This window comes from Enterococcus sp. C53 (assembly GCF_040887425.1).
Classification (GTDB): domain Bacteria; phylum Bacillota; class Bacilli; order Lactobacillales; family Enterococcaceae; genus Enterococcus_B; species Enterococcus_B hirae.
In genome coordinates this window covers 106,846-130,589 of sequence record NZ_JBFOFT010000002.1, presented here as the reverse complement: position 1 = coordinate 130,589, position 23,744 = coordinate 106,846, and the positions used below count along the sequence as shown (strand labels likewise).

Below are 23,744 nucleotides of genomic sequence, written 5' to 3'. Positions count from 1 at the left end.
CTCTCTACTCCTCATAACCATGGGGATGACTCACATGCCAATCCCAGGCTGTTTTAATGATTTCTTTTACATCTGTGTAAGCTGGTCGCCAACCTAAGATTTCTTCAGCTTTAGCACTGGAAGCGACCAACCGGCTTGGATCTCCGGCTCTACGTGGTGCCACCTTAGCTGGAATTTCTCGATTTGTTACTTCTCTAGCCGCTTCAAGCATTTCTTTGACGGAGTAGCCTTGATTGCTCCCTAGATTAAAGAAGTTACTTTCATTCCCCGCTCTTAAATATTCTAAAGCTAAGATATGGGCATCAGCCAAATCTTCCACTTGAACATAATCTCGGATGCATGTTCCATCGGGTGTATCGTAATCATCACCGTAAATCGCCAAAGAATCACGTTGACCTAGAGCTACTTGGAGAATAATAGGAACTAAATGCGTTTCTGGTGTGTGATCTTCCCCAATCGATGCATCTGCTTTTGCACCTGCTACATTGAAATAACGCAATGCTACATATCGCATGCCATAGGCTTGGTCACACCATTTCATCATTTTTTCCATCATCAATTTGCTTTCACCGTACGGATTTTTTGGATTCGTAGGAGTTGCTTCGGTAATTGGTGATTCTGTAGGTTCACCATAAGTGGCTGCTGTAGATGAAAAGACAATATTCTTCACATGATATTCATGCATCACTTCTAACAATATTTGCATACCATAGACATTGTTATTAAAATACTTCAATGGTTTCTCAACAGACTCTCCCACTAATGAACTAGCTGCAAAATGAAGGACTCCTTCGATCGTTTCTTTTTCAAAAACAGACTGTAAAAAAGATTTATCCCGAATGTCACCTTTATAAAATTGTGCTTTAGGATGAATTGCTGCTTGATGCCCCGTTAATAAATTATCCACTACTACCACTTGATAGTTTTGATTGATCAACCGATCAACAGCATGTGAACCGATATAACCTGCGCCACCCAATACCAAGATTGCCATGAAAACACTCCTTTTTTTACAAAAGCAGCAAAAAGTACGTTTTGAATCGTTTGAAACTATGACCCTTTTGTTTCTGTTGCCTTTGCTATTTATTTAGTAAATTTATAATAAAACATTTAGTAAATATTTTCAAGGGGAATTTGTAAAGGTTTCCAATAAATAGACGTCAGACTAGCCTTTTTTTTCAATTTGTTACATAATAGAAGCAACAACTAATAAACGAGGTGGATTTAATGAAAAAATTTGTATCTGGAATTTTAGTCGGTAGTCTTGCAACAGCGGCAGCTGTTGCTGGATTGGTAGCTTCAGTTAAAAAAACAGTAATCGATCCCATTGATGAAAAAGAAACAATGATCGAAGAAAATCGTAAAAAAGCGATGCGTAAACGTGTAGCTCGCTAATCTTTAAACGATTCAAGAAAATCATCCCTTTTATAACCCAAAGAATCATTATTAATTAGTAAAACACAACCGATCTTAAAAGTTAGATGAATGATCTAGCCTTTAGAGTCGGTTGTGTTTTTTGCTTCAATTGGTTGTCCTTCCAAGAATCAGCTGTGCCACTTTATCGATTTGCCTCAAATTCCAAGCATCGGTATATGGTCGTGAGACTGTAGCTGTCAACCAATCCACACCTTCGACCGGAATCCCTAAACAATATAAATTTTCTTCTAGCTCTCCCTGTTTGTTCCAGACTTGATTGGTGCTTAGTTTGATATCAATTGCACCAGTTTCATACACGCCAGTCGTGTCCTGATAAGTAAAAGGACGAATCAGCTGATGTTTTTTCAAGCTATTTAATGCTGGGTTCTTTGTTTGTGTCAAATCAGTCTGCGGGAGTCGGGCTTCAATCAAGTAGCGACTTTCAATCCGTTGTCCCTCGTTTTCTACGATAAAGAAACCGGCCTCTGTTTTGATTTCCAGCGGTGGGGAAACGATTGTGAAAATACCCGCATCAATCAGAGCGGCTAATTCTCTTGTCCGAACAACTGGCGGACCGATCGTGAGAAAAGCATTGAGCTTAGTAAACCAACCCCATAATACTTCTCTATATTCTTTGGCAGTGAAGATGCCCCATTCAATGACCAGATGGACAGGATCACGCCAATCTTTTAACGCATCAAAAGCTGAAGCAATCGCCCCAGTACAATTTCCTTTCATTGATTCATTGATTTGATAATCAATAAACCTTCGACTTTCTTTTTGAAAGTCGTGCTTCTCATGATAGATAGGCGTTTCAAAAAAATCCCACTCCCATTGATAAGGCTGTAATTCAGGAAATTGTTTTTGCCAATCACTTTGATCACGTGTTAAAAAGATTTGTTCAAATAATACTGGTGAAATAGCTAGATGTTTTTCCTCAATTAATTTCTTATAATAAAAAAGTTCGACATCTTTTTTTAGCAAGTCGAAAAACAGTTTCCCAGTTAATTGTTGATTTTGATAAAGCTTTGCTAAATTTTCTTTGGTGATCAATTTAGGAACAGCCATTGCTCCTCCCCGTTTTTCATTTTTTCCTCGAGGAAAATAGGGCAACCCTTTTCTAGACCCGCAGTATACGATCGGCTCACGTCCAGACGGCAAATATACCAATTTCTCTCCTTGTTTTTCAAACTTACCTCCTCTATTCTCGGTAAGTAAACCTACATAATCAAAAAAACTTAGACCTAATCCTCTAAGAATCACTGTGGTTTTTGGCGGAATAGTTTCTACGGAAACATCAGCTGGATTTGCTGGCGGTTGGTAGAACAATTGCTCTTTTTCAGCATAGTCATAAAATCTTTTCTCGTCTTTGGATACTTTATTTTCCCAATGTCCCGTAGTCATCACTAACTGATCTACTACTAAATGCTGTTCGTTTGTTTTCAAGTAAAAACCTGTCTTTATCTTATCAATCTCTTTCACTAAGGATCGAACGATAGTGAATGAATGCGGTGCTAATTTTTTTAATTGTTCATAAAACCACTGTTGGTACAAGCCATAAAAACATCTGGTAGCTGGTTCATTGGCACGTAAGCGCTCGGCTTCTGCCAAAAAAAATTCTTTATTCACAAACTGTTGCTTTTCGATATACTTTTTCGCCTCTGTTTGGCTCCATTGATATAAATTAGGCCCCGGTGAAATCTCTCCGCCACTTGTTAATGTTTCATCTGTAAAAAGCGTAACTTGCTGAGAGACTGAGTTCATCAATAACTCTGTTGGTTGATCGAGCCGCCAGACTCGACCACCAGGCCCATCAGGATCGAATAAACAGATCTGGATATGTTGGTTTTCCCGATTGTTTCGGATCAATCGTTCTACCATGCTTAGTCCTCTGGGGCCTGCCCCAACAATGCCAATAATCATCGATTCAGCTTCCTTTCCATCAACGCTTTTAGCACCACGGCTTGATTTTGCTGTTCATTCTTTGCACCATAAACTAAGGTCACGATTGGATAGTTTTGACAGAGTTCAGCTAGCTGCTTGACTGCCAATTGCTTTTCTTGATCTGTCATTAACTCTTCTAGGTATTTTTCTTCAAAAACAGGAAAACGTTCAGGAAGATGTCCAAAGAATTTTCTCAACTCAGTACTTGGTGCAATCTCCTTTAACCATAGATCAATCTGCGCTTTTTCCTTTGATATCCCTCTTGGCCATATTCGATCAACTAAAATTCTAAAGCCATCACCCTTTTCGCGCGCACTGTACACTCTTTTCAGTTTGATCATTTTCTCCACTTCTTTCATTGCTTATACATTGATCATAGCATAAATGATTAGATTCTCCTTTGATTATGTCATAGCAAAAAATCGTGGCTTTATTTCTGTTAGTACTCCCTAAATGCTAAGTTTCAATTTTGCACGATCTATGGATACTTGCTAGTGATTCCTATCTCCCTTTTCGAGAGGGACAGGGTATAGGCGTTGGTTATTCTTATGACAATCATCATTAGTTTTGCTCGGTTTTCGTCTAAATATTTTTTTTAAAGGTACCCTCCCCTTATCCATTTCAATTCCTTGACGATTTGTTATATTCTCTTGTTTATCTGTGTTACTCTTTCTGAAAATGTTTAACGATTGACCCCACTTCTTAATCCTTTTCCTAAACGTTAGCTTTTCTGTGGTCAACTTACTTGTTTTTTGTTCTTGAATGTTTTCTGGTTTTGAACTATCTTTTTGTTCGACCAATTGATCTTCTATTATTATTTGTGGAGAATCTATTGCGCTTTCTATATTTTCTATAACCACAGAATTGGTTATAGAGACTTTACTTTGGCTTGGACCATCATGGTTGATTAAGCGTTTTATGTTATAGTCCTTTACGACCTGCTGATATAATTGGGCAGAAAGATCTAGTGAGTATAATACTCTCCCAAGTTCAGATTGCTTTACCTTCTTATTTATAATCTTAGACACAACCGATTCAACGATCTCCTCATATGTCTTTCCTTTTAATTTACCAGCTAGTGAAACCTCAATCGTTCCAACAAGTTTATCAAGTTCCTTTTTTCTTTTTTCTGTTATTTCTTCTTTTTTTACTATTCCTGCAGGTTGTTGCTCAGTGAAAGTTTCATTAGATATTTCTGGCATTGCCTTTTCTCCCCCATTGTTTGATTTATCATTGAATCATCATCATACATGACGTACGCAATGGAGATAGAACTTTTATTTCTGGAAAGAATAAAATTTAGTATTTTATCTTGTGCGATCTAATGAATTCTTTTTATTCCCGTTGCCTAATCGAATAATCAGTCATGCAATTTTCTAAAAAGTATCTGTTACTTTATATACAAAAACTTCTGATAAATTGGCTCTGTCATTTGTGGAACTGATGAATGTATCAATCCCAAAAAGTAAGACCAAAATCTAACTTCTGGTGGTTACTACAGAATCAAAGTTGATTCTTCAGCCCCATTTTCCTTCCAAATGAAATAACAAAAAATCTGAGACAGAATGAGGTTCATTCTGACCCAGATTTGACTTTACACGACTCATCAGGATTGACCGATAATTTGACGTCATGACGTTCTATACTTTTTTACTTTTAATCTTGCCAGACCAGCCATCATATCCACCTTTTAAGATATAGATATCTTGGTAGCCAGCTTTTCTTAACTTATTCGCTGTACGAATACTTAAGCTTTTCTTTTGGTCGTAGATATACACCGGTTGATCTTTTCGGATAGATCCTAATGAATCTTTTAAAACAGTATAAGGGATATTTCTTGCCCCTAAAATATGTCCTGCATCAAACACGTCTTTTTCACGAACATCAATGACTTGTGCCTTACGCATCCCATCACGAAATTCTTCTTCTTCCAGTGTTTTTGCAGAACGTTTTGCCATTACTCGTAGATAAACTTCCCAAAACACAATAGCAAGAATAATCAATAGCAAAATGATGTTAATTACCCATAAAACCATGTCATTCCTCCACGTTATTCCGCAAATTTCAAGGCTAATGAAGCAGCACCGATCACGCCAGCTTCATTTCCTAATTCTGCTAATTTGATTTTTGTTGATTGTTGTACTTGAGGGAACGTAAATTGGTTGAAATATTTTTCAACACGACTACGTAAAAATTCCCCGGCAGCAGATACTCCGCCGCCTAAAACAATACTTGATGGGTTCATAGTGTTCCCTAGATTACCGCAAGCTAATCCTAAGTAGAAACAAACACGATCAACGACCATCAGACCAAATGGATCGTCTGCTTGTGCCATTTCAAAAATATCTTTACTTGTTACTTCTTCTCCATTGTCAAGCATTGCTTTTAATTTTGAATCTCCGGCATACTCTTCTGCTAAGAAACGTGCTAAGCGAACTACACCTGTTGCACTTGAAACTGTTTCTAAGCACCCTCTTTTACCGCATGTACATTCAAAACCTTCTGGGTCCACTGTAATGTGTCCAATCTCGCCACCTGCACCAGCAACGCCGTGGATCAAGTTCCCAGCAGCAACGATTCCGCCACCGACACCCGTTCCTAAGGTAACAAAAATAACGTCAGGATCATTTTCCCCTGCACCTTTCCAGCGCTCACCTAAAGCAGCAACGTTCGCATCGTTATCAATAGCAAATTTGATTCCAGTTCCTTCTTCAATTTGTTTTTTTACGTATTGAAGTTCAGTCCAATTTAAATTGTAGGCTCCGATCACTGTACCTGCTTCACTATCGACACTTCCTGGTGTTCCCATACCGATTCCGATGAAATTTTCAGCATTCATGTTATATAATTTGATACGATGATTTACTGACTCGATAATTTCCGGAATAATATGTTTACCGTCATCCAATATATTGGTATCGATGCTCCATTTTTGTTGAATCTCTCCTTCTGGTGTTAGAATTGCAAATTTTGCTGTTGTTCCACCTAAATCAATCCCAATAATTTTTTTGTCCATTACAAGTTTCCTTTCTTTCGGCTTTCTTCCACTCGGTGCTCTCGTTTTAGTATGCGCCACGCTGTCATGTATGTATCATGATCGATCAAACGACTGTCATGAAGATTCTTCAATTCAATCGTCATTAATTCAATATCATAGATACGTGACCCAACATAGACAAAGATGCCAAATCGTTTGAGCAGTTGTTGCACGTCATATAAGCTCTCCATCTCAAAGCACTTCCTTCACATTATACAAGTAATCCGTAGTTTTTTAAACCCAATAAAACACATATTATCAAAAGAAATCCAAAAACAAGCGTAGATAGGATTTTTTGATGAATCGAATAATTGGTCACTTTCTGTGGTAGGCCGATGATATTTCCTATAAGCAAGCCACCAACAATCCCACCGAGATGCCCCCAGATATCGACTGAGGTATCCGTCAAACCAAATACAAAACTGATAACAATAAACAACATGTAATGACGAATCAATTGGCGAACCTGAGAGTTATTTTTGAAATGAAATCCAAGAACGAATAACGCACCAAACAAACCAAACAAAGAAGTACTTGCTCCACCAGATAGAACGCCAAGATCGTTGAATGCAAAACTCGCTGCATTCCCAAGGATACCACTAAACAAGTAGATCAAAAAAAAACGCCAATGACCGTAGAGTGTTTCAATTTGGTCTCCCATAAAATATAAAATCAAAGAATTCATGACAAAATGCACCAGTCCAAAGTGAATGAAAATCGGTGTAATAAACCGCCACCATTCATTTCCAACTACAATAGACGGCCCAAACATGCCTAAATATGCTGGAATATTTAAAAATGGAAAGAACTCCATCATTGCAAACACGATGGTTTGTATCGCTAAAAACAAATAAGTCAAAATTGGTCTTCTTAGCCAAGCGTTTAATTTTAATTTCTGTTGATAATTCATGTAACCCTCCTTATTATTTATCGATAAACAAGTGTTGCACTTTTTTATCAAAACTTTCTGGTACCCATTGATTGTTTATTTGTTCTTGAAAAACCAGACTACATGTCTGGTTCGGATAATTGGCTAGATAGCGATCATAGTAGCCTCCACCAAAACCAATCCGATAACCATTTTGATGATAAACAACCCCTGGAACGATCAGCAAATCGATAGCGTCCGGTGAAAAAGAATGATCAGATAATGGCTCCAGTACGCCAAAAGCGGTGCGTTCAAATCGGGTATCCGGATCAATTTTAAAAAAACACATTTGACGTTCAGGCAATGTCTTAGGAACAAGTATGGTTTTACCCTCTTCCCATGCCTTTTCAATAATTGGGGTCGTAGCCACTTCTATCTCATTTGCCATCGTCAAACCAACCACTTTTGCTTGCTGCCATTCATTACTTTGAAAGAGTTGTTGGTAAATTTTTTGCTCTTTTTGCTGCTTCTGTTCACTTCTAGCAATCTTTTGTAAATTTTCAATGCCAAGTTTTCTAAGTTTTTCTTTAATATGACTCAAACGTATCAACCCACCTCTCGTTAAAATGGTAGCGGAAAATAGTAAAAATAGCAATTTAACTTTTTAAATAAAAAGAGTTTTATAAACAGAATTTAAGACATCACTCTCACTCTTTATTCTAAAAACGAGTAAACGGTGTTCACGCATCAGCTCTTTGAAATAAGCCTGAATTTTTCAAAACATGAGAAGCTGTTAAAAAAAATTCTTTCTTATTGTCATTGGAGCTTTCCGATGCCTTCACGACCTCTGATTCACTCTTTTCATTTGAATAGACAGAATAATCGTAGTCTCAAAATAACGAGAAACTACTTTGGGAAACACTGCTTACTCAACACAATCGTTTCTTCCCCGTATTTATTTTCTAAGCAATCGTTTGTTTGGAAAATAATAAATATAAGAAATATGGAGCTCCTAGGGCCGCAATTAAAATCCCAGTAGGAATCTCACCACTTGGTAGAATCACTCGTGTAAGAACATCTGCAATCGTTACAAAAAATGCCCCAAATAATCCACTCAAGATCAAGGACAGTTGATTTTCTCTTCTGACGACAAATTTAGCCAAATGAGGAGCTAACAAACCGACAAAAGATAAGCTGCCAGCTACCGCAACGCTTCCGCAGGCTAAAGCAACAGCGAGTATCAATAGGATTTTTTAACTTTTCTGCACATCTAATCCTAGACTTTGCGCTCTTTCTTGACCAAAAGATAATAAACCAATTCGTCGACTATAAATCAGCACGAAAGGAAGCAAAATAACTGCCCAAGGTAACAATGAGAAAACATATGGCCAACTAGCTCCCCAAAGTGAACCTGCTAACCAGGCATTAACAAAACCATAGTTTTCTTTCGACAATTTAATCGTAAATAAAAGCATCAATGCCGACAATCCAGCATTGACTGCAATTCCTGATAGTAAAAGCCGGTTCATCCCTAAAAAACTATTTCTCGTATAAGCAAACAAGTACACAAGTAAAGCTGCAAGCAAGCCGCCTAGAAAAGCCACGATCAATAGTAAAAACGGAAAAGTTTGGTTGGCATAAAAGCCCAAATAAATCATAACGAAAAAACCTGCTCCAGCGTTAATGCCCAATATGCCAGCATCAGCTAGTCTATTTCTGGTAACTCCCTGCAAGATAAAGCCTGAAATACCTAAACACATACCAGCAAGAAGACTGATTAATAGACGAGGGGCACGAAATTCATAAACAATCAACTCTTGGATTGCCGAACCATTCCCTTGAAACACCTCAGCTAATTGATCAAATGGAATAAATGGTGTGCCAATCATTAAACTTGCAACTATATTAACAACTAATAAAAGAAATAAAACAACTAGTGATTGGTAACTTCTTTTCATCCTTGTTCCCTCCTTACTTGGAGTAGTAAGAACGGTACACCAATCAAGGAAATAATTAAGCCGAATGGCGTTTCAAATGGCGGATTGATCATTCGTGCAACATAATCCGCCAGCATCACTAATCCTCCACCTACTAAAAAAGAGGCTGGTAAAACATACCGATAATCGGAACCAATGATTCCTCGGACGATTGGTGGAACCATCAATCCAATAAATGAAACTGGTCCAACTAACGACACCGCCATTGCAGCTAACCCCGCCACTAATACAAACGCAAAAAATCTGATCCGTCCAGGGTTGCCTCCTAATGCCAAGGCATGTGACTCACTTAAGTTGACCAACGAGATGGAGCGACCTAGCAAAAAAGAGCCACTAACTGTCAACAGATAAATCGGAGCCAAAATTTCTAATTGATGCCAAGTGACATTCGCAGCGCCTCCCACGAACCAAAACGCCAAGTCTTGTTGCAAATTGAATAGTTGTGTCAGCGCTTGACTAATAGCTGTAAAAAAAGTACTGATCGCAACACCTGCTAAAATCAATTGAAGTGGATTCATCCCCATTTTTGAAAAACGTAAGAAACCAAAAACAAATAACGTAACTACCAACGAACCAAGTAATGACAGTAAAAAAACAGAAAAAGCAGAAGCTTGTGGCCAAAACGCAAAACAAAGAGCCATTGCAAGTGATGCTCCTGCATTAATTCCTAATAACCCTGAATCAGCTAAAGGATTCCGTGTCACACCTTGCATCAATGCGCCACTAAGAGCAAAACAGCTTCCCGCTAAGAAAGCCCCCAGCACTCGAGGCAACCGAATCGTTCGGATAATCAACTGCGATTGAACTGAGTCGTCAAATTTAAAAATCGCTTGCCACAAATTAGAAAAGTCGACAACCGCCGCTCCATTGGCTAACGCAAAGAAAAATATACTAACTACTCCTAGCAACAATAGGGAAAGAATCATTCGTTTCCTCTTTGTCTTCATTGTTCATCCTCCTTACGATCATTGATTAAATCGTAAGACAAAACAACGGGTTTATTCGTTTCAGGCAATTCGATGATCTGCGCTTCAATTTCATAGATTTCCCTCATCCATGACGTTGTGATTACTTCATCAGGTGTGCCTTGAACCACTATTTGTCCTGCTTTCATCCCAATTAAATAGTCAGAAAAGCGAGAAGCGTGATTGATGTCATGGATCGACATTAAAATGGTTGTCTGTTTGATATGATTGATCTCTTTCAGTAAATGTAAGATTTCCAATTGATGCGCAGGATCTAAAAAAGTGGTTGGCTCATCTAAAATCAAAATATCCGCTTCTTGGGCTAAAGCCATCGCAATCCAAACTCGTTGAGCTTGTCCACCTGATAGACTCGAAAGCTCTCTTTCTTTCAACTTAGTTAGTTGTGTCGCTTCCAACGCCCATTGGATAGCATGTAGATCTTCTTCATTTAATCCACTAAAAAATTTTTGATAAGGATAACGACCATAAGAGACCACCTCTTCGACAGTCATACCTAAAGGGTGTTCACTACTTTGGGCTAACAGTGCAATTTTTTGCGCTAACATCTTAGGGCTATATGTAGAAATTTCAGATCCATCTACGATAATCTTTCCTTCTTTGACAGGTAACAGTCGAGTAAAACTTTTTAATAAAGTTGATTTACCACTGCCATTAGGACCAATCAAACTTGTCACTTTTCCTTCTGGTATCTTGATAGACATTTTTTCAATCACTTGTTTATTTAAGTAACCCGTTGTAATATCAACAGCTTCAATCGTCGTCAAATTTTTCATCCTTCCCTGAAAATCATTCTCAATTATGAAGCTCCTTCACAAATTCGTCAAGTTTTACTCTAAATGGCTCTTTCCCGAAAATAGTTGACATGACCACTATTGTCAGGAATAATATCAATTGAGAATGATTATCAATGAAAATGCCTTCAGGAGGAAAAAATGAAACTAAAAAAGAATATCTTTACCATTGGGGCCACAGTGTTGCTGCTTAGTTTACTTAGCGCCTGCTCTTCTTCAAATAATTCATCCAATTCAACTGACACAGCAGGTAATGAAACAACTGCAAAAACTCACCTAGTGACTGATGCCTTGGGTCATGAAGTCGAGATCCCTAATCAACCAAAACGAATCATCGGGAGTTACCTCGAAGACTATCTTATCGCTTTAGGTGAAAAACCTGTTGCTCAATGGACAGTTGGTAGTGGATCGATTCAACATTATTTACAAAAAGAATTAAAAGATGTTCCCACGATCTCTTATGATCTTCCGTATGAAAAAGTCTTAAGTTATGAACCCGATCTTTTATTGATCTCTTCTTCGGCTACAGTTGAAGGAGGTAAATACGAGCAATACAGCAAAATTGCACCAACCTATGTCGTAAAAAATGGGAATGATGTCACTTGGGAAACCCAACTAAAAGATATCGGAAAAGCATTAAATAAAGAACAAGCAGCAGAAAAAATCATTACTGATTACCAAAAAAAGGTGAAAGCCACTAGACAAGAACTCGCAGATAAAATCAACGGCAAAACGGCTGCTGTTTTATGGGTAACGAATAACTCAGCATTTATGGTTAGTGAAACACGTTCAAGTGGAAGAATCATTTACGGTGATCTAAAATTTGGTGTGCCAAATCTAGTTACTGAAATCTCTAAAAGTGCAACTTCAGATTGGTCAGCTGTCTCTGCAGAAAAATTAGCAGAGTTAGATGCAGACTATATCATCTTAGTCAACAGTGATGAAAAAGCTGCGATGTTTAATGAAGCAACTTGGCAAAATTTAAAAGCAGTCAAAGAAAATCATGTCTTAGAATTTGGTCCTGAATCTAGTTGGCTCTATAATGGTCCAATAGCTAGTCAAAATATGGTCAATGATATCAAAAATAATTTGAAATAAATCGCCTGAACAAGAATAGACGTTCACCTTCCTTTCTTTACAAATTGGAGTGAACGTCTTTTTTTATTTAACTATGTGCTAAACCACTTTGCTCATTTTTTGCCATTTCTGAAATCGATGAGGGTATTGATTTTCTTGGTTGACAATTCCTTCATGTTCTTCCACTAATTCAAAACTTGTAAAATCGATTTCTCCAATAAATGTATCCCCCTCAAACTCTGCATCAATTAATGTTCGCCAGATGATTTTTGTTTCTGGTAACAAAGCTTGAAAAATTCGACTTCCTCCTGACACATAGATATCTTCAGGTATATCCTTGGCATATGCCAAAAGTTCATCAATCGAATGAAGGACTTCCGCATTTTTTTCTACTTTAAAATCTTTTTGAGTAGTTAACACAATGATATGCCGATAAGGAAGAGACAATTTGCCCATGCCTTCATATGTCTTTCTTCCCATCACTAATATTTTATCCATCGTATGTTCCCGAAAAAAACGCATATCGTTTGGTAACCTCCAAGGAAGCAAGCCATCTTTTCCAATCAAACCATTCTTGTCTTGTGCCCACATTGAAATAAACATGTGTTTCATCCTCTCAAACTGAATTTGAACAAACGATTTCAATCATACAAGAAAAACGACCCTGTTACAAGAAAAAGAGTCACTTGTCAGGTTTATGGTTTCATTCAACCTTCACTATTAAAAAAAGTCTAGCTTCCTAAAAAGGATTCTAGACTTACGCTGAACTAATTATTTAGTTTCACGGTGTAAAGTAACTTTACGTTCGCGTGGGCAATATTTTTGTTTTTCCAAACGATCAGGGTTGTTACGTTTGTTTTTGCTTGTTAGGTAGTTACGTTCTTTACAAGAAGTACACTCTAAAGTAATGTTTACGCGCATGTTTTTCCCTCCCATTTTTTACTAGAATCCTCTAAGATGACTCTCAGACTTGATTATCTTACCATGATTTCCACTAGATTGCTAGCCTTTTTACAAAATTTGTTAAGTAAAACTACTTGACGAAAGTTATCTAAATAACTACTTGCTAAACAAAATCTTTTCCTTTTCCAACTATTGCGCTTACACTTGAAGTATAAATAATTTTTGAGGAGGAAGATTTTATGCCTTGGAATATGAAAGATTATCCGCCTGCAATGAAAAATTTAGAAGAGTTAACACGAAAGAAAGCAATCGATATCGGTAACGCCTTGCTTGCAGAAGGCTATCCTGATGATCGTGCTATTCCGATTGCTATCAAACAAGCCAAAGAATGGTCAGAAGATGCTACTTCTACTGAAAAAAAAGAGTTTTCTCAAGAAAAAAATCCAACAAAGCATGATTCTCACGACACAAATCCAAGAGCTTCTAAATTATTGACAGCCAACGTGATCGTAAAATTTGAAGAAGATAAGTGGATGGTCCAATCAGAGGGAGCTAAAAAAGCAAGTAATCATTTTGATACGAAAGAAAAAGCGATTGAAAAAGGGAAAGAAATTGCTCAAAACAAAAACACATCATTAATTATCTACAAAAAAGACGGAACGAAAGAAAGAGAAATAAACTATTAATAAAAAACAACTCCTCCACAATAAAGGAGGAGTTGTTCACTGTTAAAAAGGAATAAAATCAATCCGCTCGAAGCGGGATGTTCTTTTGCTTCGCTAACTGATCACGTTTAGACTGTTACATAATCGATTGCTTCAGCCTTAGGGATTTCTTCGTCAACGAAGAAAACTTTATACCAAGTTAAAAAGCTGAAAATCGTCCAAATTTTTCGTTGTTCTTCATGACGCCCTTCATGATGGTCATTTAACAACTTCATAATTTTTTCTTGATCAAAGAATTCTTTGGCAAAATCAGCCTCAAATAATTCTTTGACTTGTTGATAGCCATGGTCTTCTTTCAACCAAGCTTTGATTGGTACTGGGAAACCAAGTTTTACACGGTTAGACCATTCTTCTGGCAAATGTTTATTTGCTGCTTGTCGGAAAATATCTTTGGTATTATTTTGATTTAACAGATACTTACTTGGGATCTGTTCTGCCAATCTCATCACTTCGATGTCAAGTAACGGTACGCGTACTTCAAGTGAGCTAGCCATTGATAATTTATCCGCTTTTAATAAAATATCTTTTGGCATCCATTGATGAAGGTCAACGTATTGCATTTTGTTCACTTCATCTTCGATTTTTTCAGTTTTAGCATAATGGACTGCCATAATCTCCTCAACGGAAGGAGCCTTTTGGTATTCTTGTGTTAAAATATCTGACGCTTCGTTTTCTTCAAACACTCGGGCATGACCAATAAAATATTCTTTCGCAGGAGCTAAAGATTCATATAAATGGATTCTACCGTGGAAGTTTTTCATCTTGCCAATTTTTCGTCCCAAGTTATAACGTGTTCCTTTTGGTAGTTTCTTCAACCCTTGAGCAATGACACGAATAACTTTTGAATTCGTATGGAACCCATAAGTTTGGTATCCCGCAAATAGTTCATCTGCCCCTTCACCTGATTGGACAACTCGAACACTTTGCGAAGCCAAGTTTGCTAAGAAATAAAGTGGGACACATGAAGGATTCGAATCTGGCTCATCTAAATGGTATTGAATCAAAGGAAAAGCTTTAAATGACATATCTCCATCGATGACAGCTGCTGTATTATCTAAGTCCAAAAGTTCTGTTAACTTTCTAGCTTCAATAGCTTCATTATATGTTTTATCATCAAACCCAATTGAAAAAGAATGATCAGGTTTTAATACAGAAGTCACATAGCTTGAATCTACCCCACTAGATAAGAATGAGCCAACTTCTACATCGCTGATCGTATGTGCTTTAATTGATGCTTCAACTGTTTCATCAATCTTATCGATCCATTCTTTCCGTGAATAGTTTTGTTTTTCTTCAAAATTAGCATCCCAATATTGATGAATCGCTAACTTATTATCTTTGTAAGTGAAATAATGACCTTCTGGCAAACGGTGAACCCCTTTAAAAAAGGTTTCTCCATTTAATGGTGAATATTGAAATGTCATATAAGGTTTCAAGGCTTCTTTATTCAATTCTTTATGAAAATCTGGATGTGGTAAAAAGCTTTTGATTTCTGATCCGAACATAAATGTGCCGTTCATTTCCGCATAATAATATGGTTTAATTCCAAAATGATCCCGAGCACCAAATAATTCATTGCGTTTATTGTCCCAGATTGCAAAGGCAAACATACCCCGAACCTTTTGTAATAGATCAGTTCCCCATTCTTCATAACCATGCAACAATACTTCTGTATCCGCATGTGTTTGAAAAATATGTCCAGCTGCAATCAGCTCTTCTCTAAGAGGTTGGTAATTATAGATTTCCCCATTAAAAATGATGACTTTTGTTCGATCTTCATTATAGATAGGTTGTTTTCCACCCTCTAAGTCGATAATACTTAATCTTCTAAATCCTAAAGCAACATGCTGGTCAATATAATCACCCGAACTATTCGGTCCCCGATGAACGATTCGATCCATCATGTCGTTGACGATTGCTTTTTTATTGTCTTTGTCGTTAATAAATCCTACAATTCCACACATTTTATTTTTCACATCCTAGATAATAATTACTATTACTTTGTTTCGTCCATAAGCATCTTATCATAGAGGCTATTAAATCTTGAAATAATAGCTCTCTTACAGTTTCGTCACATGAAATAACAGTGAATATTTTTGAGTTCTACTATAAAAAAAGTAGTCCTATTAATTAATTTAACATGTTTTGACTAAGGAAGCTATTTTGTTTAGCAAAGACTTGAAAAATATTCATTATTATTTAATCATCTCTATCATTCAACCAAATCAAAAGATAGTCCTTACTAAATAATCCGCTCTAAATAAGTTACGAGCGATTTCCAATAAGACTTGTTTGATTTTACTCTTAAACCTTCTTGTCGTGAAAGAAATTCCGTTGGAACAATCTCGTTTAAAAACAAGAATATATTTTCCACTTACAAATAAACCTAACTAGATCTGACCTCATCTCGCATAGTATCTGGTTTATATTTTCTTTTCTATTTCTTCGAACATAGCTAAGAAGACTTTGTTCGTTTACTTATCTCTAAAACTATATTTTTTTTGATTCATTCATGTTATTATTATGAAGGATCTTTATTGGAAAGGGTAATGTTATGAAAGTATCAATTGTGGTTCCATGCTATAACGAAGAAAAAACAGTTCCTCTTTTTTTTAACGAGGTCGAAAAATTTAAGGGAATACATGAATTTGAATATTTGTTTATTGATGATGGTTCAAGAGATAATACATTACAAGCAATCAAAGCATTAGCTAATGACCATGAATATGTACGCTTTATTTCCTTTTCTCGAAATTTTGGGAAAGAAGCTGCTTTATATGCTGGTTTACAAGCTTCTACTGGCGACCTTGTCTCTGTAATGGATGTTGATCTACAAGATCCACCTGATCTATTACCAGAAATGATTGAAACAATTATGCAATCTGATATTGATTGCGTCGGTACTCGTCGTTCGACTCGTGACGGTGAACCACCGATCCGTAGTTTTTTTGCTAAGAAATTTTATCAGCTAATCAATAAAATCAGTGATACTGAAATGGTTGACGGAGCGAGAGATTTCCGTTTAATGACTCGCCAAATGGTTGATGCTATCTTGGAATTAACTGAATACAACCGCTTTTCGAAAGGCTTGTTCAGTTGGGTTGGTTTTAAAACCAAGTATATTTCCTTTGAAAACCGTGAACGAGTAGCTGGTGAAACCTCTTGGTCTTTTTGGAAATTATTTAATTACTCTATTGATGGAATCGTCAACTTTTCAGATGCACCATTAACAATTGCTTCATTCGTGGGGGCATTATCATGTATTGGTTCAGGTCTTGCTATTTTATTTATTATTTTACGTGCCCTGTTGTATGGTGATCCTACAGCTGGTTGGCCTTCCATGGTCTCGATTTTCTTGTTTATCGGAGGTATCCAATTATTGTGTCTTGGAATAATTGGTAAATACATTGGAAAAATCTTTTTAGAAACCAAACAACGTCCAGTGTATATTATCAGAGAGACTGAAAAAATTAATCCAAAAAACTATCAAAGCGAGAAATAAAAAAACTCAAGTTGTAACGATCTCAATAGTTAGTGTTCTAACTGTTGGATTTCCTACAACTTGAGTCTTTTTTTATTTTCATCTATTTATGATGGTCAAAACAATGGTCCCAATCCCCAGCATAGTCAAACTAAATTGTACGAGTTCTGCTTTTTGCGGATTCCAGGTTTTCAACAATTCTTTTACCAGCATTAACACTAAAATTCCTACAACAATATATAAAATATAATAAGTTCTCATTCCTGAAGCCCAGATCGTAGGAGAAAATCCCATAATTATTCTTGAACAAGCGCCCATCATCATTAACAATATAAGAAAAGATGCTGTTTTTTTATTTTCAAAACTTAAGTAAATCCCTAGAAGCAAACAAGCCAATAAACCTAAAACAAGTAGAGTCGCTAGCCATGATCCAGGACGGGTAAGTGACAGATTCGTTCCAGTATCGGTAAATAGCTTTGTTAAGTGACTGCTATCCCATATTTGTGCACGACTATTGCCACGAATGTGTATAAAACTTTCACCCATCGTATTCCCTAGATAGATAATCAGATTCAAGAAAAAAGGTATAGCAGATAATAAGCGGCCATAATAATTTTTGCACTTGTTATAAGAAAGTAAAAAAACAAATAAGAACAAAATTAAGAACAATACATTTGTATCTAGAAAAAAAGGCTTTCCAAAAGAAGAAATACCCAAATCCAATTTAGTAATAAACCCAAATTGATCATATTGAGGAAACCACTTACTAATTTCTTGAGATGTCCTGATGGCATTCCCCGGTGTTGTCAACGAAAATAGTAACTCAATAAAACTTATGAGCAGTGGGAAAATCAATAAGCGATGATATGCTCTTTTATATAATAAATAGCCAGTTATAATGGCCGTTAAAGTAAAAAAGCACGCATTCACTTGTTCTTGGTTAGCAGCAAATATCAGGAAAGGAAAACTAAACCAATAAATACTAGGAGTGATAGCTCTTCCTTTTAAGCGTTGGAAGAATGGGAAAAAAGCGAATAAGCAAAATGAAACGGACCATTGATAATTCAAAGTTGTCGACTCCCAGCCTGTTTCCCCCATCACGGTAAGTGGAACTAAGCAGTAGACAGATGTAACTAGCAACACGTTCTTACCATCCAATTTTTCAAAAACATACTTACAAATCATCAGAACCGTGCCCAACATGATGATTGAATTGACAAATTTCCACAGCAGAAAATGTTTAGAAAAAAACATCATAAACAGCTCTATGATCATTCTCGAACTCCAAGTTTTATAATGTTCGATCGAAGCTCCTAAATACCCTAGTTGGTCTAATCTATTTGAGTAAACTAAATCGTCTGCTCTAAATGATGGCATATATAGATTGAAAAATAAAAAACCAAGCCAAATAACTAAAAGCAAAAAAAATAATTCTTTATTAATTCTTTTTTTATTCCAGTACATTATTAAACTCCTTTTTATAATTTATCCCAGCAATTATAACACAGAGGCTTCTGTTTCCTATATTTTTTTCATCCTTTTATTTTTAAATAATGAACAAACTGGTCACTTTATCAAAAATAAACATAACAATTAACAGGTTTCATTCATTGGTTTTCCAAAGCGTTTGATCAACCATATTCGGCTAAAAGAAGATTCATTACTTGTTAATAAAACTTTACAAGAAAAATAAGTACTCCAAACAAATAACACCGCATAATTTTTGAAACATTCATAAATTCTCCATTCTAAATGATATCGTTCATGAAGAGACAAAAGTTACAATAACTATCGATAGGCATCTGACGGAAATTCGGAATACAAAAAGAGGTTATGAAAACTTTGGGTAGCTCCAATGACAATAAGCTTCTGCTTAAACACTATTGATTCATTTTTTGAGTAAAGTGTGAGTTTAATATCTCACCATAAAAATATTCTTTCAGGGGAGTCAAAAAATATTTCAGATAAAAAAATACAACAAAAAAGACACGACCTAAATCGTGTCTAACCGTTGGTATATAAGGAAGGTACAGGATTTATATATAACTGGCAATAAAAGAAAATTACTAACATATTTTAGCAAAATACCCTATTTTTTGCTTCTAGTTATAAAATACTAGCACTAACTAAATTTCAAAACGTAGTCAAAAACGTATTTAAAATTCTAATCGGGTAAGTGTTCGACAAACGGTTAATGAACTGAATTTATCTTATGTACCCTGTAGGACTCGAACCTACGACCGGACGGTTATGAGCCGTCTGCTCTGACCAACTGAGCTAAGGGTACAGGTTATTACCAACAATGTGTTTACTAAAAAGGAGGAACATTGTTGGCAACCAACCTATTATCGCATAGCTCGAAATATGATTAGTTATGAGTGAGAGTAAAACTATGCGATAACATCACTATTTTATCGAATAATTTTTATAGTTGTCAATACGGTTATGTACTGCTCCTCAACGAGGAGCTATTTTTATCGTTTAGGAATATTTAAATACCAACGTTTGTCATGGAAATCTTGCGCACCGCCTTTAGTGTTTCCTTCTGGATCATTCGTTGCCCGCATCATGACATAGACTTTCTTATTAGGGAAGTTGCGCATGTTAAAAGATACATGATAGCCAACGTTTCCAAATGTCCCATACGCTTGATTTACATCTGGTCTATAAATTCCATCAGCTTTTACTCTAGCTAATTCTTTCCCAGTATTGTAATCCATAATGAAGATATACTCGTATTTATAGTTAGCAATGTGCCATCCAGCTACATGCAAGTTTGCGTTTTCGATTTCTCCAAACTGATCAATGTGGGCGTAATTTGTTCCATCTGTCAGCGTAGGATTTGCAGCACCTGCTCTAGTTGGATCAATGACTGGTTTATCATCTGAAGTAGTTGGATTTTCATCGGTAAATCCATGAGCTAAATCATATGCTAATTTTTCTTTACTTACGCCCATTTCAGAAAGATAACCGTAAGGATCTGTATGATCCCCCCAAATATTTTGTGTTACCCATAAATGCGATTTGATTCCTGGTTGGTTATAAGGCGTGTCCAATGTTAATGGAATACCATATTTCATTGCTGAATCTCTAGCCAATTCAACGTATGCCTTGTAGTTTTTCTCAAACGTTGCTTTATCATGTGTGTGCTGTAACTCAATCTGCACAGGACTGTTGGCATTAGCGTACGAACCAGCACCGTACTGTACATAACCAGGTTGACCGACTTGATAAACAATTCCGCCATCTCCCACAATGTAAGCAGTGTAAGCACTAGTCCATGAACGTTGCATATACTGCGCTTCATTGCGTCCGGTTGCTGTTTCGTTAGCCGTTTCATGAAGTAAAATATACTGATTATTTGCTACTTGTGAGCTACCTTCGTTTGGGCCCAAATTAAATTCATTGTTAATCGTATAGGCGAACCCATTAATTGGCAATAAAAAAAGAGCCGTTAATAGGCTCATCGCAGTAATAGTAATTTTCTTCTTCATTTGTTTCCTCCTATTTTTTTAAATTATAAGCCGACACACCAGTGATAACGCCTAAAAATGTTGCTACTGCATTGATAGTGAGTACTGTCATATCTGTTCCATTCCATCCATATGCTTTCCCTAACGTCGCTACTAATACAGATGCAGCTGGCAATACTGTTAAAACTGTCCATTTAATAATTTGATAATATTTATCGGGTAAAATCATTACTTCTCGCCTCCTTTCATTTCCTGAATATCATGTTCTGCTTCATTCATCCGTCCTTCTAATAGAAAAGTCCGTTCAACAATATGGTTATGCTTTTCAACTTTTTTCTCCAATTGTTCAATTCGATAAATGGTCAGTTTGTTTGAAAAAACAATGCCTGCAAACGTACCAACTAAGGTTCCTGCAATACTTAAAGCAGAAATAATCGCATCAATACTCATAGTTCACCAACTTTCCATTAAATAAAAAATGCGCTGATCAGCGCACTGTAATTGCCTTTTTTTAACGAATAACCGCTTTAAGATGGCCAACTATCATTTGTAAAATAGCTGACGGTTCCAGAACACTCTTGATTTTCTGGTAAATTTGTAGTAGAAACCATCACAACAATTCCCGAAGCATTCGCATAAACAGATAATGCAGGATTTCGATTGGTTTTATTCGCCAAAGTTCCACCCCAATCCTTTAGCGAAGTTGGAGTATATCCTTTTGGAAAAGCCATTAAGTTTTTCCATCCAGCAAAATTTGCTGATTTATTTGTGATCGAAAAATTGGCTACTACACTTCGTCCATCTCGTTCAAATCTGACTGAACTTTCATTGGTGAAATCTGTTGTATTCGTTGTTTTTACTGTTTTTGAAACAAAACGATCTAAAGCTACTGGTACATTATTCACTGTTGGTGTTTGTCGAAAGTCTTTAAAGCCATCAATAGATTCATTTCCTGAAGAATGCACAACCGAAGCATCACTCGCTAATTTGCTCCAAGGATTCCATGCCATAGGATAACCGATCATCGCACGTTTATAAAACATACCATTCGATAAAAATTGTTGGATAATTACTCCGGCAGATTTAATGACAATAAGATTACCGTATAATGGGCCTTGAACAGGCATATTTTCACCGGTTGCACCAGCACAATAATAAATCCCACTCTCTTGAATATCATCCCAATTTTCGGTTGTAATATATTGATTTTTATATACCATTAAGCCTTTTTCAGTGCTAGATTTAGTGACAAAATATTGTTCACCATAATCAGGCGTGATATTCCAGCTGTAATCATTTGGATTATCGCTATCTTTCAAGCCTTCACCGAAGTATTTAAACTGACTAATATTAGGGGTTCTGGTGTCTCCTTTTTCAATCTTGAGCCAGTCTATTTTTACAGTACCTTTTGTTTTACTTGGAAACTGATATACAGCTAGAGTTCGTAGTGCGCCTGCGTCTATGCTAGCCTGTGTTACTGTGAACTCTCCTTGCCATGTATCTGTTAATCCTTCAACTGGATACAAAACAGCAGCTTTAATTGTACCGCCGTTTAGATATGCTATAAATCGCTGAGTTGCTGGCTTGGTTGCTTTCATAGTTAACACATATTTCTGGTTAACTTTGTAGTCTTCTACATTGGCTTTTGAATAAACAGAGTATTCAGTTGTAGTAATAGGAAACTGAACATCTTTGTTTGCGATATTCTCACCCAAAGGCGCTTTACCCAACCAGTAAGGGGCATCAAGTAAGTTTGGCTGATATGGTGTGGCTGTAGAGCCACGTTCTAACTTAATTTCATAGCTTAGCTCTATTTCACCAGATAACCCTTCTTCTACTAAAACTTGGAAATAGTAGCTATTTGGGTTAATCAATGTATCTGTAGTAAACGTTTTTGTGTAAGTTGTAAACTCTTCAGTTAAGCTAGTGCTATCCAGGATTAATTCTCCAAGATTATTTGTAACCACATTTTGATTTAATCTATACCTTACAACTATACGCTTGCCAGGTTGTGGTACAAAATTTGAAGATTTACGTAGAACATAAGTTATTGTGTAAGTAGTGTTTGAAAGTACAGGTGTCAAATAATAGGCACTATTTTTGTATCCTGCAATAATATATAAATTATTTCCTGGGGTCTTATTTATTTTTAAAAATTTACCACCATCACTTAGAGTTCCACTACCTACTTGAATAGCAAAATCAGAAAAAGAGAGGTTGTTCATTAAATTCGGATTACCACTATAATCATAGCCCCCGAAATCGATGCTGTTACTGTACATTTTCTTCAGCTTGCCTAGATCGCCGATTTGCTGATTGGTTTGGTTCATCTTATCTTTGATTAACGTTAATTCATTTTGTGTTGAAACAACGTTTTGAGAAACAGTATCAATATTAGATTGAGTTGTTTTTAATTCCTCTGTTACCTCGACAACATTTTGATCAATTGACTGTGCTGCATTCTCTACAAAGTTATTTATTTGCTGGTTGGCCTTTTCGATTGTAGAATCTACATTTGTTAAGGCCTCATTCACTGCATCTGTTGTTTCTTGCTTGATTCCATCGAGCAGTTGTTGAAAGTCTTTGAAATAATATTCTCCATTTAGTTGAACATCTCTATCGATGATAGATTTCTCAATATTGAAAGTAAAAGCCAAGTTGTCGGTGTGACTGCCATCTGGAAAGTCAATATAAACATTCGCATCAACTTTGCCTTCATAAGCAAGTAACATATCAGGAATGAAGTATTTTACAATACCTTGCATGTAGCTTTCAGTAATGATTTGGTTGTCAAAAATAGGAAATTCTTTTTTCTCTTCACCAGAATAGATATACATAAAAAGACGGACAGTCGCATTGATTAAATCAGTTGGACTTCCGTCTTGATTTTTAATTTCAAATTGTAATAAGCCAGCTTTTTTGTCATAGGATTTGAAAGTAAATCCAGTGACTTTCGCTGGTGGATTTGTCGGTTCTGTTGGAACAATGATTTCTCCTGTCTTTTTTTCCATTGAATCACCTTCCTTAATAATTAAATAGAGGAGTC

General features: G+C 36.4%; 23 protein-coding genes, 1 tRNA gene and 1 pseudogene. 4 read left to right on the top strand and 21 right to left on the bottom strand.

What is annotated here, in order from left to right:
• Positions 1 to 4: 4 nt before the first annotated feature.
• Entirely contained in the window at positions 5 to 994 is a 990-nt protein-coding gene (gene galE, locus AB3I42_RS03565; RefSeq protein ID WP_010737796.1) for a UDP-glucose 4-epimerase GalE, read from the bottom strand.
• A gap of 233 nt (positions 995 to 1,227) precedes the next feature.
• Here galE and AB3I42_RS03560 point away from each other — a divergent pair, with 233 nt between their 5' ends.
• Complete coding sequence (locus AB3I42_RS03560) at positions 1,228 to 1,395, top strand: DUF3042 family protein (protein ID WP_010718848.1); 168 nt, start codon at positions 1,228 to 1,230, stop codon at positions 1,393 to 1,395.
• A 126-nt stretch (positions 1,396 to 1,521) separates the two neighbouring features.
• Here AB3I42_RS03560 and AB3I42_RS03555 read toward each other — a convergent pair whose 3' ends face one another.
• From AB3I42_RS03555 to AB3I42_RS03505, 11 genes and pseudogenes are all read right to left on the bottom strand, one after another.
• Positions 1,522 to 3,339 carry an FAD/NAD(P)-binding domain-containing protein gene (locus AB3I42_RS03555; RefSeq protein ID WP_081123326.1) on the bottom strand — a complete coding sequence of 606 codons (1,818 nt, stop codon included), beginning with the start codon at positions 3,337 to 3,339 and terminating at the stop codon, positions 1,522 to 1,524.
• Entirely contained in the window at positions 3,336 to 3,701 is a 366-nt protein-coding gene (locus AB3I42_RS03550; RefSeq protein ID WP_010737798.1) for a DUF488 domain-containing protein, read from the bottom strand. The genes AB3I42_RS03555 and AB3I42_RS03550 overlap by 4 nt, the downstream gene beginning before the upstream one ends.
• Positions 3,702 to 3,851: 150 nt before the next feature.
• On the bottom strand, positions 3,852 to 4,562 hold the full coding sequence (locus AB3I42_RS03545) for a hypothetical protein (protein WP_081115223.1): 711 nt from the start codon (positions 4,560 to 4,562) through the stop codon (positions 3,852 to 3,854).
• Positions 4,563 to 5,000: 438 nt separating this feature from the next.
• The gene (locus AB3I42_RS03540) at positions 5,001 to 5,396 is read right to left on the bottom strand and encodes a rhodanese-like domain-containing protein (protein WP_010737800.1); all 396 of its coding nucleotides are present in this window, start codon (positions 5,394 to 5,396) and stop codon (positions 5,001 to 5,003) included.
• A 14-nt stretch (positions 5,397 to 5,410) separates the two neighbouring features.
• The gene (locus AB3I42_RS03535) at positions 5,411 to 6,376 is read right to left on the bottom strand and encodes an ROK family glucokinase (protein WP_010718843.1); all 966 of its coding nucleotides are present in this window, start codon (positions 6,374 to 6,376) and stop codon (positions 5,411 to 5,413) included.
• The gene (locus AB3I42_RS03530) at positions 6,376 to 6,588 is read right to left on the bottom strand and encodes a YqgQ family protein (RefSeq protein ID WP_010718842.1); all 213 of its coding nucleotides are present in this window, start codon (positions 6,586 to 6,588) and stop codon (positions 6,376 to 6,378) included. The genes AB3I42_RS03535 and AB3I42_RS03530 overlap by 1 nt, the downstream gene beginning before the upstream one ends.
• Before the next feature lie 20 nt (positions 6,589 to 6,608).
• A complete protein-coding gene (locus tag AB3I42_RS03525) occupies positions 6,609 to 7,307 on the bottom strand; it encodes a rhomboid family intramembrane serine protease (protein ID WP_010737801.1) in 699 nt (232 codons plus the stop codon).
• A 13-nt stretch (positions 7,308 to 7,320) separates the two neighbouring features.
• On the bottom strand, positions 7,321 to 7,866 hold the full coding sequence (locus tag AB3I42_RS03520) for a 5-formyltetrahydrofolate cyclo-ligase (protein ID WP_010737802.1): 546 nt from the start codon (positions 7,864 to 7,866) through the stop codon (positions 7,321 to 7,323).
• Positions 7,867 to 8,227: 361 nt separating this feature from the next.
• Positions 8,228 to 9,223: pseudogene (locus AB3I42_RS03515) on the bottom strand (FecCD family ABC transporter permease).
• Entirely contained in the window at positions 9,220 to 10,209 is a 990-nt protein-coding gene (locus tag AB3I42_RS03510; protein ID WP_081123330.1) for an iron ABC transporter permease, read from the bottom strand. The pseudogene AB3I42_RS03515 and the gene AB3I42_RS03510 overlap by 4 nt, the downstream one beginning before the upstream one ends.
• Complete coding sequence (locus AB3I42_RS03505) at positions 10,206 to 11,012, bottom strand: ABC transporter ATP-binding protein (RefSeq protein WP_034698560.1); 807 nt, start codon at positions 11,010 to 11,012, stop codon at positions 10,206 to 10,208. Before AB3I42_RS03505 ends, AB3I42_RS03510 begins: the two co-directional genes overlap by 4 nt.
• Positions 11,013 to 11,180: 168 nt before the next feature.
• Between AB3I42_RS03505 and AB3I42_RS03500 the strand changes: the two genes are divergently transcribed.
• On the top strand, positions 11,181 to 12,137 hold the full coding sequence (locus AB3I42_RS03500; RefSeq protein WP_010737806.1) for an ABC transporter substrate-binding protein: 957 nt from the start codon (positions 11,181 to 11,183) through the stop codon (positions 12,135 to 12,137).
• A gap of 78 nt (positions 12,138 to 12,215) precedes the next feature.
• Here the strand turns inward: AB3I42_RS03500 and AB3I42_RS03495 are convergent, their stop codons facing one another.
• Positions 12,216 to 12,719 (bottom strand): dihydrofolate reductase, encoded by a 504-nt coding sequence (locus AB3I42_RS03495; RefSeq protein ID WP_010737807.1) that lies wholly within the window; start codon positions 12,717 to 12,719, stop codon positions 12,216 to 12,218.
• 168 nt (positions 12,720 to 12,887) lie between these two features.
• The gene (gene rpmG / locus AB3I42_RS03490; RefSeq protein WP_002320810.1) at positions 12,888 to 13,052 is read right to left on the bottom strand and encodes a 50S ribosomal protein L33; all 165 of its coding nucleotides are present in this window, start codon (positions 13,050 to 13,052) and stop codon (positions 12,888 to 12,890) included.
• Between the two features lie 206 nt (positions 13,053 to 13,258).
• Here rpmG and AB3I42_RS03485 point away from each other — a divergent pair, with 206 nt between their 5' ends.
• Entirely contained in the window at positions 13,259 to 13,705 is a 447-nt protein-coding gene (locus AB3I42_RS03485; RefSeq protein ID WP_010737808.1) for a DUF2188 domain-containing protein, read from the top strand.
• A 107-nt stretch (positions 13,706 to 13,812) separates the two neighbouring features.
• Here the strand turns inward: AB3I42_RS03485 and asnB are convergent, their stop codons facing one another.
• A complete protein-coding gene (gene asnB / locus AB3I42_RS03480; protein ID WP_010737809.1) occupies positions 13,813 to 15,708 on the bottom strand; it encodes an asparagine synthase (glutamine-hydrolyzing) in 1,896 nt (631 codons plus the stop codon).
• 590 nt (positions 15,709 to 16,298) lie between these two features.
• Here asnB and AB3I42_RS03475 point away from each other — a divergent pair.
• A complete protein-coding gene (locus AB3I42_RS03475) occupies positions 16,299 to 17,246 on the top strand; it encodes a glycosyltransferase family 2 protein (RefSeq protein WP_010718832.1) in 948 nt (315 codons plus the stop codon).
• Between the two features lie 78 nt (positions 17,247 to 17,324).
• On the opposite strand, the gene AB3I42_RS03470 is transcribed toward AB3I42_RS03475, so the two are convergent.
• The 6 genes from AB3I42_RS03470 to AB3I42_RS03445 form a co-directional block, all read right to left on the bottom strand.
• Complete coding sequence (locus tag AB3I42_RS03470; RefSeq protein WP_010737810.1) at positions 17,325 to 18,689, bottom strand: DUF6056 family protein; 1,365 nt, start codon at positions 18,687 to 18,689, stop codon at positions 17,325 to 17,327.
• A 749-nt stretch (positions 18,690 to 19,438) separates the two neighbouring features.
• Positions 19,439 to 19,512 (bottom strand) — tRNA-Ile (locus tag AB3I42_RS03465).
• A gap of 187 nt (positions 19,513 to 19,699) precedes the next feature.
• A complete protein-coding gene (locus AB3I42_RS03460; protein ID WP_368022282.1) occupies positions 19,700 to 20,719 on the bottom strand; it encodes an N-acetylmuramoyl-L-alanine amidase in 1,020 nt (339 codons plus the stop codon).
• A 10-nt stretch (positions 20,720 to 20,729) separates the two neighbouring features.
• Positions 20,730 to 20,927 carry a phage holin gene (locus AB3I42_RS03455; RefSeq protein WP_002319084.1) on the bottom strand — a complete coding sequence of 66 codons (198 nt, stop codon included), beginning with the start codon at positions 20,925 to 20,927 and terminating at the stop codon, positions 20,730 to 20,732.
• Positions 20,927 to 21,148: a hypothetical protein gene (locus tag AB3I42_RS03450; RefSeq protein WP_010718827.1), complete on the bottom strand. Its 222-nt coding sequence runs from the start codon at positions 21,146 to 21,148 to the stop codon at positions 20,927 to 20,929. Before AB3I42_RS03450 ends, AB3I42_RS03455 begins: the two co-directional genes overlap by 1 nt.
• A gap of 77 nt (positions 21,149 to 21,225) precedes the next feature.
• Positions 21,226 to 23,709 carry a BppU family phage baseplate upper protein gene (locus AB3I42_RS03445; protein ID WP_368022281.1) on the bottom strand — a complete coding sequence of 828 codons (2,484 nt, stop codon included), beginning with the start codon at positions 23,707 to 23,709 and terminating at the stop codon, positions 21,226 to 21,228.
• Positions 23,710 to 23,744 lie beyond the last annotated feature (35 nt).